The organism is Sulfurimonas sp., from assembly GCF_023228785.1.
GTDB lineage: Bacteria > Campylobacterota > Campylobacteria > Campylobacterales > Sulfurimonadaceae > Sulfurimonas.
In genome coordinates this window covers 1-11,674 of the sequence record NZ_JALOAN010000051.1, presented here as the reverse complement: position 1 = coordinate 11,674, position 11,674 = coordinate 1, and the positions used below count along the sequence as shown (strand labels likewise).

Annotated in this window: 16 protein-coding genes; 10 read left to right on the top strand and 6 right to left on the bottom strand. The window is 34.1% G+C overall.

Going from position 1 to position 11,674, the window contains the following annotated elements:
* Window positions 1–260: 260 nt before the first annotated feature.
* On the bottom strand, window positions 261–1,256 hold the full coding sequence (gene purM, locus M0Q24_RS10585; protein ID WP_295050475.1) for a phosphoribosylformylglycinamidine cyclo-ligase: 996 nt from the start codon (window positions 1,254–1,256) through the stop codon (window positions 261–263).
* Complete coding sequence (locus tag M0Q24_RS10580; RefSeq protein ID WP_295050474.1) at window positions 1,256–1,468, bottom strand: DUF2892 domain-containing protein; 213 nt, start codon at window positions 1,466–1,468, stop codon at window positions 1,256–1,258. The genes purM and M0Q24_RS10580 overlap by 1 nt, the downstream gene beginning before the upstream one ends.
* 98 nt (window positions 1,469–1,566) lie before the next feature.
* Between M0Q24_RS10580 and M0Q24_RS10575 the strand changes: the two genes are divergently transcribed.
* Genes M0Q24_RS10575 through dapF form a run of 3 tightly spaced genes read left to right on the top strand, consistent with a single transcriptional unit; the run spans window position 1,567 to window position 3,471 of the window.
* Window positions 1,567–2,112: a spermidine synthase gene (locus M0Q24_RS10575; RefSeq protein ID WP_295050473.1), complete on the top strand. Its 546-nt coding sequence runs from the start codon at window positions 1,567–1,569 to the stop codon at window positions 2,110–2,112.
* A complete protein-coding gene (gene coaE, locus M0Q24_RS10570; RefSeq protein ID WP_295050471.1) occupies window positions 2,113–2,706 on the top strand; it encodes a dephospho-CoA kinase in 594 nt (197 codons plus the stop codon). It abuts the gene before it with no gap.
* A gap of 12 nt (window positions 2,707–2,718) precedes the next feature.
* On the top strand, window positions 2,719–3,471 hold the full coding sequence (dapF, locus tag M0Q24_RS10565) for a diaminopimelate epimerase (protein ID WP_295050479.1): 753 nt from the start codon (window positions 2,719–2,721) through the stop codon (window positions 3,469–3,471).
* 42 nt (window positions 3,472–3,513) lie between these two features.
* Here the strand turns inward: dapF and prfA are convergent, their stop codons facing one another.
* Both prfA and rpsT read right to left on the bottom strand, forming a co-directional pair.
* Window positions 3,514–4,581: a peptide chain release factor 1 gene (gene prfA, locus M0Q24_RS10560; protein WP_295050469.1), complete on the bottom strand. Its 1,068-nt coding sequence runs from the start codon at window positions 4,579–4,581 to the stop codon at window positions 3,514–3,516.
* A 15-nt stretch (window positions 4,582–4,596) separates the two neighbouring features.
* The gene (rpsT, locus tag M0Q24_RS10555; protein ID WP_295050467.1) at window positions 4,597–4,857 is read right to left on the bottom strand and encodes a 30S ribosomal protein S20; all 261 of its coding nucleotides are present in this window, start codon (window positions 4,855–4,857) and stop codon (window positions 4,597–4,599) included.
* A 188-nt stretch (window positions 4,858–5,045) separates the two neighbouring features.
* Between rpsT and glmM the strand changes: the two genes are divergently transcribed.
* From glmM to def, 6 genes are all read left to right on the top strand, one after another.
* On the top strand, window positions 5,046–6,386 hold the full coding sequence (gene glmM / locus M0Q24_RS10550) for a phosphoglucosamine mutase (protein ID WP_295050466.1): 1,341 nt from the start codon (window positions 5,046–5,048) through the stop codon (window positions 6,384–6,386).
* Window positions 6,379–6,834 (top strand): signal peptidase II, encoded by a 456-nt coding sequence (lspA, locus tag M0Q24_RS10545; RefSeq protein WP_295050464.1) that lies wholly within the window; start codon window positions 6,379–6,381, stop codon window positions 6,832–6,834. The genes glmM and lspA overlap by 8 nt, the downstream gene beginning before the upstream one ends.
* Window positions 6,835–6,910: 76 nt before the next feature.
* Window positions 6,911–8,212 carry a trigger factor gene (gene tig, locus M0Q24_RS10540; protein WP_295050462.1) on the top strand — a complete coding sequence of 434 codons (1,302 nt, stop codon included), beginning with the start codon at window positions 6,911–6,913 and terminating at the stop codon, window positions 8,210–8,212.
* A 2-nt stretch (window positions 8,213–8,214) separates the two neighbouring features.
* Window positions 8,215–8,805 carry an ATP-dependent Clp endopeptidase proteolytic subunit ClpP gene (clpP, locus tag M0Q24_RS10535; protein ID WP_295050460.1) on the top strand — a complete coding sequence of 197 codons (591 nt, stop codon included), beginning with the start codon at window positions 8,215–8,217 and terminating at the stop codon, window positions 8,803–8,805.
* A gap of 9 nt (window positions 8,806–8,814) precedes the next feature.
* Entirely contained in the window at window positions 8,815–9,843 is a 1,029-nt protein-coding gene (locus tag M0Q24_RS10530; protein WP_295050459.1) for a GGDEF domain-containing protein, read from the top strand.
* A 30-nt stretch (window positions 9,844–9,873) separates the two neighbouring features.
* Window positions 9,874–10,398, top strand: a complete 525-nt coding sequence (def, locus tag M0Q24_RS10525) for a peptide deformylase (protein WP_295050457.1) — start codon at window positions 9,874–9,876, stop codon at window positions 10,396–10,398.
* 124 nt (window positions 10,399–10,522) lie between these two features.
* Here def and M0Q24_RS10520 read toward each other — a convergent pair whose 3' ends face one another.
* On the bottom strand, window positions 10,523–10,894 hold the full coding sequence (locus tag M0Q24_RS10520; protein ID WP_295050455.1) for a DNA-binding protein: 372 nt from the start codon (window positions 10,892–10,894) through the stop codon (window positions 10,523–10,525).
* 1 nt (window position 10,895) lies between these two features.
* The gene (locus M0Q24_RS10515; protein ID WP_295050477.1) at window positions 10,896–11,012 is read right to left on the bottom strand and encodes a type II toxin-antitoxin system HigB family toxin; all 117 of its coding nucleotides are present in this window, start codon (window positions 11,010–11,012) and stop codon (window positions 10,896–10,898) included.
* 155 nt (window positions 11,013–11,167) lie between these two features.
* Between M0Q24_RS10515 and M0Q24_RS10510 the strand changes: the two genes are divergently transcribed.
* Window positions 11,168–11,446, top strand: coding sequence for a transposase (locus M0Q24_RS10510; RefSeq protein WP_295050453.1), 279 nt, complete (start codon window positions 11,168–11,170; stop codon window positions 11,444–11,446).
* Window positions 11,447–11,674: the final 228 nt, after the last annotated feature.

Here is an 11,674-nt window from a genome sequence, read left to right as displayed (position 1 = left end):
CTTCGCCTATTTAATAATCAACTTATCACAATATGACAATCTGAATAGTAACTATTACCATATCAATAACAACTACTCCTGTCAACTTAAGTATATATGAATTCCAACGCAGAGCATTGGAACTAGTGAATAAGTTTTAAAGCTACACATCTCTTTGGAAGCGATGCTTTAGCTTCGCATATTGAGTTATGGTGTAGTTGTTATGAAGTATGTCTTGCTTTATATGAGAAAAATGTAGTATATATTGATGCAGTGATGGATTATACCATCACTACTTCTTGTTTGCCCTCTTTTATCTCACCGATGAGATAGCCATCAGTCTCTTTTAAAACTTTTTCTACATTAGCATCTTCAACAACTAAAACCATGCCAACACCCATATTGAATGCTCTAAACATCTCGTCAAGATCAACATGCTTGCTCATAAGTTCAAATATTGGAAGAATTTTAATAGAGTCTTTTTTAACCTCTGCCATCAAGTTTTCTGGTAGAACACGAGGGAGATTTTCTACTATTCCACCACCTGTGATATGCGCCATTGCTACTATCTCATCTCTAAGTTTTTTAAATGTTTTTACATAGATCTTAGTAGGTTCTAAGAGAGTCTCTATAAGTGGTTTACCGTTAAAATCATCTTCAAATTTCATCTCCATCTTCTCAAAAAGTACCTTTCTAGCTAATGAAAAACCATTTGAGTGAAGACCTGAGCTTGGTAGTGCTATAAGTTTATGGCCAGATCTAACAAGTGAGACTCTATCCATCTCAGACTTCTCAGCAACACCTACTGCAAAACCAGCTAGATCGTAGTCATCATTAGAATACATTCCAGGCATCTCAGCAGTCTCTCCACCAATTAGTGCACACTCAGCTCTAATACAACCCTCTGCAATACCAGCTACAACATTTGTAGCGACTTCAACATCAAGTTTTCCAGTTGCATAGTAGTCTAAGAAAAATGAAGGCGTAGCAAAGTTACAAAGGAGATCATTAACACACATAGCTACAAGATCTATGCCAACAGTGTTGTGAATGCCACTATCTATGGCAAGTTTTAGCTTAGTTCCAACACCATCAGTTGCCGCGAGCATTACAGGCTCTTTAAAGCCTTTTGGAAGTTCAAAAGCACCAGCAAACGAGCCAATACCACCTAGTACACCAGGAATTCTAGTAGATTTAACAAGAGGTTTAATGTTATCAACAAAACTATTTCCAGCATCTATATCAACGCCGGCATCTTTATAACTTATCTGACTCATTATTTCCCCGAATTATGCGGCATGTCACATTTTTTACTAATCATGCAAAGTGGGCAAAAGTTAACTACACCAGCTATAAGAGGAATAAATCCTAAGAAGAACCAACCAGCACCACTAATTGCTCCATAGTTGATAATACCTGCGATAACTAGAGCAAGTCCTAGAAATATACGAAAAACTCTACAAAACTTTCTGATTTTATTGAAATCCATTTGATACCCTTAAACATTTTCGTAATTATAACAATACTTAAGTAAAATTAATCCTAATATGATAAAATCATCCCAATTATAAATATAGGAATTAATAAATGAAAGAGTTTATATACCCTGAAATGATGGTTCATGTTCCACTTTGTACCAGTAAAGACCCAAAAAAGGTTTTAATGATAAGTGAAAATGCGAGTAGGTTTGCAAAAGAGATGCTTAAGTATAAAGGCGTTAAAACAAAAGCAATAGAACCTTGTTTGGATGCAATCTCTAATCTTGAAGATGAGCTGTTTGATGTAGTTATTTGTGAGATGGACTCAGATATAAAACTTTTAGCTCAAATCGATCGTATTTCAAAAGAAAATGCAGTTCTTTGTATTACTCATCCATCTTTAGATGAAGTAGATGCAAATAAAACTATGATGAAAAATCTAGCTCGTTATTTTAAAATCATTATGCCTTTTAGTGTAGGCGCAGGCAAGACGGCACTATTGGCATCAAAAGAGTATCATCCTACCGCAGATATAATTCTTCAAAGAGCAGATATGCTAGATGACAATGAATACTATAATTGCGATGTACATATAGCTTCTTTTGCAATGGGTAATTATATTCGTAAAGAATACCTAGGTATCATTAAAAACTAGATGGCATTCAAATACGCTATTGCACTAACTGGGGGAATTGCTACTGGAAAGAGTACAGTTGCATCTCTGCTTGCATTAAATGGCATGAGAGTGATTGATGCAGATACTATTTCACATGAAATATTAGAGGCTTCAACGGAATGGGTAAGAGAGACTTTTGGAGAAGAATATATAGAAGGTTCAAAACCAAATCGCTCAAAACTTGGTAGTTTAATATTTAGTAATCCTGAAAAAAAAAGAGTCTTAGAGGAGTACTTACATCCTAAAATAAGAGATGAAATAGAGCAAAGAAGCATAAAACAAGATAGTTTTAAATTTCCATATCTTATAGATATACCACTCTTTTTTGAAAAGAACTCTTATGATATAAAAGATAGCGTTGTTGTGTATGCTCCTCAAGATGTTCAGCTTGAGAGGTATATAAAAAGAAACGGATATTCTAAAGAGGAGTCTCTAAAAAGAATTAACTCTCAAATGTCTATAGAAGAGAAGAGAAAAAGAGCCACTTGGATTATAGATAACTCAAAAGACTTAAAGCATCTTCAACAAGAAGTTGAAGAGTTTGTCCAAAAGATTAAAAAAATTTATTTATAAAAGGAACTATATCTGCAAGTCTCAAAATACAGTGCAAATGGAAATGATTTTGTAATCTTTCACTCTGATGTTAAGCAAGATAGGTCTAGCCTTGCAAAAGAGCTTTGTCATAGACAAGACGGAGTTGGATCTGATGGACTTATAGTTATACTTTCTAATGCAGAGTATGACTTTGAGTGGCAATTTTATAACTCTGATGGAAGCCATGCTGATATGTGTGGAAATGGCTCAAGAGCTTGCGCTCATTATGCTTTTATAAATAATTTAGCACCATCAAAAATGAGTTTTTTAACAGGAGCAGGTGTTATCAATGCACAAGTCGATGGAGATATGGTTGAGAGTGAACTAACTACTCCCGAGATAAAAGATAACAATATTACTCATAATTCTAAATCTTGGTGGCTCATAGATACTGGAGTTCCACATCTTGTACATTTTACGCAAAATATAGAAGTGTTTGATATAAAAGAAGCAAGAGAATTAAGACACAGATATAATGCTAATGTAAATATAGCTTTTGTAGATAAAGATAAAAATATTAAGGTCAGGACTTATGAACGAGGTGTTGAGGATGAGACTTTAGCATGCGGAACAGGAATGGCGGCTTGTTTTTATAGAGCATGTCAAGAACAAAAAGTTGATGAGAGTGCCGAGGTTTATCCTAAGAGTGGAGATGTTTTGTATCTTGGACTGAGAAGTGGAACTATTACTTTTAAAGGAAGAGTTAGAAAAACTTTTGACGCTACTTATTATGAGAGAGTGTAGATTGCTACTAAACATGAAGCTACAACATGTTTAGTAAAGAGGCTATAGACCTGCTGCCTCGACTATTCTAGCTTGATGATCTGCTATTAGAGGCTCTACTATCTCATCTAATGATCCACTATTCATAATCTCATTTAGTCTATAAAGAGTTAGCCCTATTCTATGGTCACTCATGCGGTTCTGTGGATAGTTATAAGTTCTTATTCTACCGCTTCTATCTCCAGTTCCAACTTGTGCAGATCTAGCTTGGCTATCTTTTGCTTGAGCTTCTTGCATCTCAAGGTCATAAAGGCGTGCCTTTAAAACTTTCATAGCTTTTTCTCTATTTTTATGCTGTGACTTTTGGTCTTGGTTAGTCACTACTATACCTGTTGGTAAGTGAGTGATTCTAACTGCAGAATCTGTAGTATTTACAGATTGTCCACCACAACCAGATGAACGCATAACATCTACTTTTAGGTCATTTTCATTTATATCGATTTCAACATCATCAACCTCTGGCATTACTGCTACTGTAATTGCTGATGTATGAACTCGACCTTGAGATTCTGTTGCAGGAACTCTTTGAACACGATGAGTTCCACCTTCGTATTTCAACCTACTATAAACCTGTTCACCTTTTATAAGAGCTATTAGCTCCTTATATCCACCTGCATCTGAGGGAGATGTACTTATGAGTTCCACCTTCCAATCTTTAAGTTCTGCATAGCGAGTATAAGCATCAAATAAGTCACCTACAAATATAGCTGCTTCATCTCCACCAGCACCAGCACGAAGTTCTACTATGATATTTCTATCATCATTAGGATCTTTTGGTAGAAGAAGAAGCTTTATCTCTTCTTCTAGGAGTGGTTTTTGAGGTTCTAGCTCTTTTAGCTCTTCTTTTGCCATCTCAAACATCTCACTATCACTTAGCATCTCTTTTGTGCTTGCGATATCTGCTAGTAGAGTTTTATACTCTTTTGCTTTTTCAACTATGTCTAAAAGTGAAGATTGTTCTCTTGAGAGGTCTGTCATCCGTTTGATGTCAGAGGCAATGTCAGGTGAACTTAGCAATTTGCTAAGTTCGTTATAGCGGTTGATAAACGGTGTAAGTTTATCTGAGAGCATATGTGTCTGCTCTGACTATATAGCGTTTACAGATTTGTGTAGACGACTAACTTTTCTAGCAGCAGTTTCTTTTTTTAAGACACCTTTGCTTACAAATTTGTGAATTTGTTTGTTAGCTACTTTAAATGCTGTAGCTGCTTCTTCTTTGTTTCCTGCTTCAATTGCAGTGTTTACATCTTTTACAATGTTTTTAAGACGAGTTCTGTAGAAACGATTACGCTCTGTTTTAACGATCGTTTGGCGAATTCTCTTAATTGATGACTTGTGATTTGCCATGCATGAGTCCTTCTCATTAATTTTTTAGTGCGAAATCTTAGCTTAAAAATAATTAAAATTAAGTTAAAGACAAGGTAAACTTACAAAAAATGAGCATAAATGTATATATATTGCCTTTTTTAAAATAAAATAGGGATGCTAAGATGAATATATGTTAAAATACTCCACTTTAATATGATGGAAATATAATGAAACTATTTGGAACAGATGGAGTAAGAGGTGAAGCGGGATCATTTTTAAGTGCACCGATGGCTATGAGAATTGCTATGGCTGCTGGAATATACTTTAAAGCTCACTCAAAAACAAACAGAATACTAATTGGAAAAGATACTAGAAGAAGTGGTTATATGATAGAGAATGCTATTGTAAGTGGATTAAGTGCTATAGGCTATGATGTTATTCAAATAGGTCCTATGCCAACACCAGCAATTGCTTTTATTACTGAAAACATGAGATGTGATGCTGGGATAATGATTAGTGCTTCGCATAATTCTTATGAAGATAATGGTATCAAATTTTTTGATGGGCATGGAGACAAACTATCACACGAAGTAGAAGCCGAGATAGAAGCAATATATGCTAATGATGAAAAGATAGCAGATGCTCAAGTAACTGGCAAAGAGATAGGTAAAGCGAAAAGAATCGATGATGTCATAGGACGCTATATAGTAGCACTTAAAAATTCGTTCCCTCGTGAGAGTTCACTTAGTGGGATGAGAATAGTCTTAGACACTGCAAATGGAGCAGGTTATATAGTAGGTCCTACAGTTTTAGAAGAGCTTGGTGCTGAAGTTATTGTACTCCATAATAAGCCTGATGGTTTTAATATAAATGAGAGTTGTGGCGCACTTCATACAAAAGACCTTTGTGAGAGCGTTGTTAAATATAGAGCAGATCTAGGGATAGCACTTGATGGAGATGCTGATAGACTTGTTGTTGCAGATGAGAAGGGTGATATAGTTGATGGTGATCAGCTCCTTGGGGCACTTGGTTCTTACATGAATGATAGAGGTGTTTTAAAAGGAGGAGGGATTGTCTCAACGGTTATGAGTAATCAAGCGTTAGAAGATTACATGGAATCAAAAAAACTTAAACTTTTTCGTTCAGATGTAGGTGATAAAAATGTTTTAGAGATTATGAAAAAAGAGGGAATTAATTTTGGAGGAGAGCAGAGTGGTCATGTAATAATTAGTGATTTTGCAAAAACTGGAGATGGACTTGTGAGTGCCTTACAAACTCTAGCACTCATTATAGATACAAAGACTAAAGCTTCAGTAGCTCTTCGCCCTTTTAAACTTTATCCACAAAAGCTTGTAAATATAAATATAAAAATAAAGATGCCTCTCTCTAAGGTAGATGGACTTGATGCAAAGTTAAAAGAGTTAGATGCAAAGCACATAAGACATCTCATAAGATACTCAGGAACAGAAAATAAACTAAGAGTTTTGCTTGAGTGTAGAGATACAAAAGAGTTAAATTTGCATATGACAGAGATGGTTGAGTTTTTTCAAAAAGCCTTAAATGCCTAGCAAAATTCTAAAATTAAATGCCATACTTTTTTTAACTATGGCAGGTATTTTTATAATAGATCAAAATATAAAAATGCTTTTTGTAGATGGCTTTCGCTACTACACCGAATGTATAGATCTGATTTTAGTCTATAACAGAGGTGTCGCCTTTTCAATGCTAAGTTTTTTAGATGAATGGTTAAAGTATATACAACTTATTTTAGTTTTTGGTGTCTTAATCTATATTATAAATCTAAAAAAACTTTGCTTTGCTTTGCCAGCTGGATTATTAATGGGTGGAGCCTTGTCTAATATCTATGATAGATTTATACATGGCGGAGTTGTAGACATGGTCTATTGGCATTGTGGATTTGACTTTGCAGTGTTTAACTTTGCTGATGTTATGATAGATGTTGCAGTTGTGTGGTTTTTGATACTAAATTTTAAGCCAAAATTATGCAAAAGCTAACTAAAAGAAGATTTTAGGTAATATTATCCAAAAATAATGCTTGAAAAACAAGTAAACGATGTAAAAAAGGAAATTGATGGAAATCAAATCAACTAAAATAAATGGTTCTAACGCTCTTATAGAAGCGACAATATTAAAAGAGGCGATTGACGCTAACTTGGAAAAAATTGCTAAAGAGTTGGCAAAAACTGCTAATGTTCAAGGTTTTAGAAAAGGAAAAGTTCCTGTTAGTGTTGTTAAGAAACAGTATGGAGATAAACTTATCCAAGATGCTGAATCTGAAGCTCTTCGTGAAGTATTAAACAAAGGTTTAGAAGAACTAAAGATTGCAAATGATGAACTTATTGGTGAGCCAAATATCTCTAAGTTTGATAAGAGTGAAGACAAGATAGAAGTAGCTGTTAAAGTTGCAATGAGACCAACTATTGAACTAGGTGATTATGCTTCACTTGTAAAAGAGTTTGATAAACCAGAAGTAAGTGATGCTGATGTTGAAGCAAGAATCACTGAGTTAGCACAAGCACAAGCACCTTTAAAAGATATTGCAAGAAACCGCAAAATGAAAGATGGAGATACAGCAGTTATTGACTTTGAAGGTTTTGTTGATGGTAAGGCTTTTGAGGGTGGTAAGGCTGAGAACTTTGAACTTCTTTTAGGTTCTGGTCAATTCATCCCTGGTTTTGAAGATCAACTTATCGGCGTAAAAAGAGATGAAGAAGTTGAGATAAACGTAAAGTTTCCAGAGAACTACGGTGGAAGTGAGCTAGCTGGTAAAGATGCAATGTTTAAAGTAAAAGTAAATGGCATTAAAGTAAAAGATGAAGTGGCTATTGATGATGAGTTAGCTAAAAAAATGCTTCCAGGTGACAAAGATGCAAATTTAGAAGAGTTAAAAAAACAAGTAAAAACTCAGATAGAAAATGAAAAACTAGGCAAACTTTATAATGACAACTTAAAGCCAGAACTTTTAGAAATTTTTGTTGAAAAGCTTTCGTTTGATCTTCCAGAATTTGTAGTTGATCAAGAGATAGATATGGCACTAAATAAAAAAGCTCAAACTATGAGTGAAGAAGAGATTAAAGAGCTTCGCGAAAACCAAGATAAACTAGAAGAGCTTCGTGAGACTTTAAGAGAAGATGCACAAAGAAGTGTAAAAGCTACATTTATCATAGATGCATTAGCAAATGCTGAGAATGTAAAAATACAAGAGCAAGAAGTAATGCAAACGATTTACTACGAAGCTATGCAAATGGGGCAAGATCCTCAAAAAGCTTATGAAGAGTATAAAACAGCGGGATATCTTCCAGCTATTCAGATGTCAATGATTGAAGATAAGGTTCTTAGCCAACTTCTAAACTCAAAGATAAAAGAAGCCTAAGGATGAGTTATATTCCTTATGTAGTAGAAAAAACTGGACGCGGAGAGAGATCTTATGACATCTATTCTCGTCTTTTAAAAGATAGAATAATCATGCTAAGTGGAGAAGTAAACGACGCAGTTGCTTCTTCTATAGTTGCACAACTACTTTTTTTAGAAGCTGAAGATCCTGAAAAAGATATATATTTTTATATAAATTCTCCAGGTGGCGTGGTAACTGCTGGAATGGCAATTTATGACACTATGAACTATATCCGCTCAGATGTTGCTACTATTTGTGTAGGACAAGCTGCATCTATGGGTGCATTTTTGCTCTCATCTGGTGAAAAAGGTAAAAGATACGCTCTTCCTCATGCCCGTATCATGATACACCAACCTTTAGGTGGTGCTCAAGGTCAAGCAACAGATATCGCTATTCAAGCTGAAGAGATCTTAAGAATGAAAGTGGAACTTAATGCAATACTAGCCAAAAACACAGGTCAAAGCATTAAAAGAGTTGAAAAAGACACTGATCGTGATAACTATATGAGCTCTAAAGAGGCTAAAGAGTATGGCATGATCGATGAGGTTTTGGTTAAAAACGATAAAGAGTAAGGGGTTAATATGGCAGGATCTTTAAGAAGTAGAAACCGTGCAGTAAAAGAGCCAACTATAGCGGCGGTAGAGATTGATGAACCTACTAGTGAGTTAGAGATTTATTCTAAAGAGGTACTCAATGCCCTTATAAAAGATAACTTGCCACCTACTCCAAATAACTTTTCTTTGTATTTTGATAGGCTTTTAGAAGACAAGAGTGAGAGCTTAAGAAAGCAGATCCACTCTATGCTTGAACTAGAAGAGAGTAATGATGATGAAAATACGATCATGCTTGAGCAGAGTCTAAAAAGAGGCTTTGGATCTATAAAAAATATACTAGGTGTTACTGCAAATCTTTATAAAAATATGGCATTGATGACAAAAATCTTAGAGAAGAAAAAGCAAGAACTTCAAGATAATACAGAGATACAAGCTGCTATAAGCGTAGCTTCGTCACTAGAGAGTGATGTCTCAAAGTTAAACAGTATACTTAAAAAACAAAGTACTCAGATGCGAGACTTTTATGACGAGACAGCAAAGATAATCAAAGGTGTAGAAAATGAGACTATCTTTGACAATAGATATGGTGTTTATAACAAACGATATCTAATGACAAAGATAGAACAAGAGATGGAGTTAATAGGAGAGTTTAAACATAAAAGCTCGCTTATCATGATAGAGCTCTCTCGAGAATTAAAAGAGAGTGTAGACAACGATAAAGCAATAACTCTTATGACTAGAACGATTGCTAGGCTCTTGCTCAAGACTTCAAGAAGAAGCGATATAGTGGCTCATTATGGAAATGGTGTTTTTGCAATGGTTCTAAAACACACAGATATAGATAGTGCTAAAAAAGCGAGTGAAAGACTTTGTGAGTTAGTTTCAAACTCTAACTTCTTTTTAGCAGATCGGGAGATCCAGTTAAAAATATCGATAGGGGTTACTGACATATCTACTCTTTATACAGTTGAAGAGATAGTTGTAAGTGCAATGGATGGTATAGAGAAAGCTTATAGTGATCCAAAGATAGATTTCGCTGTCTCTTTAAGAGAATAAGTAAAGTAAAAAAGAGTAAGTTACAAACAGATGAAATTAAATATAGTAGAATATCCAGATAAAAAGTTAAGAGAGACATCAAAAGAAGTTGAGAAGTTTGATGAAAAATTACATCTGCTTTTAGATGCGATGTATGATGTGATGATGAACTCAAATGGAATAGGTTTAGCCGCTATTCAAGTTGCTCACGCTAAGAGAGCTTTGATAATAAATATTCCAGATGATGATTCAGAACAATCAAAAGAAAACCTCATAGAGATGATAAATCCAATCATTGTTAAAAAAGAAGGAGAGATAGTCTATCAAGAGGGTTGTTTGAGTGTTCCTAGCTTTTATGAAGATATCTCAAGATATGACAACATAACTGTAAACTTTCAAGATAGAGATTCAAATACTAAAACCATAGATGCTAGTGGACTTTTAAGTGTAGCTATCCAACATGAGATGGACCATTTAAATGGCATACTTTTCATAGATAAACTTTCATACTCAAGAAGAAAAAAATTTGAAAAAGAGTATAAACGAATGCAAAAAGAGAAAAAAGCTTCTAAATAGCATCAAATGATACGCTTTTTAGGTTACTCTTCATAACTCGAATATAGCCAATAAATCGCCGCTAGGCACTTATTGGCTTCTTAATAGTTTTTGTAATAACAACTCTTCTACATTTTGTTAGCAATTAAGCACAATCTATTTTGTAGTCCAAGAGAAGACTTTCAACGGGTATGTTCAGTTGAGTGTGAAAATTTCTTATCATTTGGATAGTTAGTTTTCTTTTTCTATTTAATATTTCAGAAACTCTCGATTTACTTCCAACTATTGCTACTAAATCCTTTTGTTTTAGACCTTCCTGCTCCATTCTAAACTTAATCGCTTCAATAGGATCAGGGGCATCTATTTTGTAAAATTGTTCTTCATATGCCTCAACTAATGTTGTAAGCACTTCTAATGCATCCATTTGAGGTGTATTTGGTTTAGCACTCATTAAGTGTTCAATTAAGCTAAGTGTATGAGCATAGTCTTGCTCGTTTTTAATAGGTTTGATATTCATTTTATAAATCCTCCATATTGACTTTAACATACTGCTTATGTGTCCCAATAAACTTGATGAAAACAATCTTTGCATAATAATTTATAGTAACTACTAATCTATACTTATTTCCTGCAATATTAAAGTTCCCATTAATAGAACTTTAAGTGGTTAAAGTAATTATTGGCTCTACTGAGACTGTGAAAGAACCCAATCCTAAAAACTATAAATATTCTACCAGAACCATCCTAAAATCATAAAGAGAGTAAAATAAGCACTATATAAAGGGTAATTATGGGTATATACAAACAAGGCTTAAACCGTAAACAGCAACTGATGTTTCCACCAAGTTTAGATGAGTTAGTAGAAGAAGATAATGTAGTTCGTGCAATAGAAGCATATGCAGATACATTGGATATTTTTAAACTCAACATAAAAACTAAAAGAAATTTCATCAAAGATGGACAACCTGCATTTCATCCTAAACTACTCCTAAAAATCTATATCTATGGATACTTAAATAAAATAAGAAGTAGCAGAAAGCTTGAAGGGGAGATTAATAGAAATCTTTAGCTTGAATAAGATATTTTTTTGTAAAAAGTACCGCAAAAGCTTCTTCCGTATGGGCATATCTACGATACATTTTAAGTAATTTTTCATCCATAAGCAAAATTAGAGAGTGTAAATCTAACTGTGTAAACCTTAAAAATTGAATTTATTTGATATAGTCATCAAGTGAATTATTTATAAGGATTTACACATGAGTTTGATAAACCACGAAGAGCTAAAAAAGCAAATTAA

Excerpts from the sequence above, each read along its gene's own strand:
- purM (WP_295050475.1), bottom strand. The coding sequence starts at position 1,256 with ATGAGTCAGATAAGTTATAAAGATGCCGGCGTTGATATAGATGCTGGA.
- M0Q24_RS10580 (WP_295050474.1), bottom strand. The coding sequence starts at position 1,468 with ATGGATTTCAATAAAATCAGAAAGTTTTGTAGAGTTTTTCGTATATTT.
- M0Q24_RS10575 (WP_295050473.1), top strand. The coding sequence starts at position 1,567 with ATGAAAGAGTTTATATACCCTGAAATGATGGTTCATGTTCCACTTTGT.
- coaE (WP_295050471.1), top strand. The coding sequence starts at position 2,113 with ATGGCATTCAAATACGCTATTGCACTAACTGGGGGAATTGCTACTGGA.
- prfA (WP_295050469.1), bottom strand. The coding sequence starts at position 4,581 with ATGCTCTCAGATAAACTTACACCGTTTATCAACCGCTATAACGAACTT.
- rpsT (WP_295050467.1), bottom strand. The coding sequence starts at position 4,857 with ATGGCAAATCACAAGTCATCAATTAAGAGAATTCGCCAAACGATCGTT.
- glmM (WP_295050466.1), top strand. The coding sequence starts at position 5,046 with ATGAAACTATTTGGAACAGATGGAGTAAGAGGTGAAGCGGGATCATTT.
- lspA (WP_295050464.1), top strand. The coding sequence starts at position 6,379 with ATGCCTAGCAAAATTCTAAAATTAAATGCCATACTTTTTTTAACTATG.
- tig (WP_295050462.1), top strand. The coding sequence starts at position 6,911 with ATGGAAATCAAATCAACTAAAATAAATGGTTCTAACGCTCTTATAGAA.
- clpP (WP_295050460.1), top strand. The coding sequence starts at position 8,215 with ATGAGTTATATTCCTTATGTAGTAGAAAAAACTGGACGCGGAGAGAGA.
- M0Q24_RS10530 (WP_295050459.1), top strand. The coding sequence starts at position 8,815 with ATGGCAGGATCTTTAAGAAGTAGAAACCGTGCAGTAAAAGAGCCAACT.
- def (WP_295050457.1), top strand. The coding sequence starts at position 9,874 with ATGAAATTAAATATAGTAGAATATCCAGATAAAAAGTTAAGAGAGACA.
- M0Q24_RS10520 (WP_295050455.1), bottom strand. The coding sequence starts at position 10,894 with ATGAATATCAAACCTATTAAAAACGAGCAAGACTATGCTCATACACTT.
- M0Q24_RS10510 (WP_295050453.1), top strand. The coding sequence starts at position 11,168 with ATGGGTATATACAAACAAGGCTTAAACCGTAAACAGCAACTGATGTTT.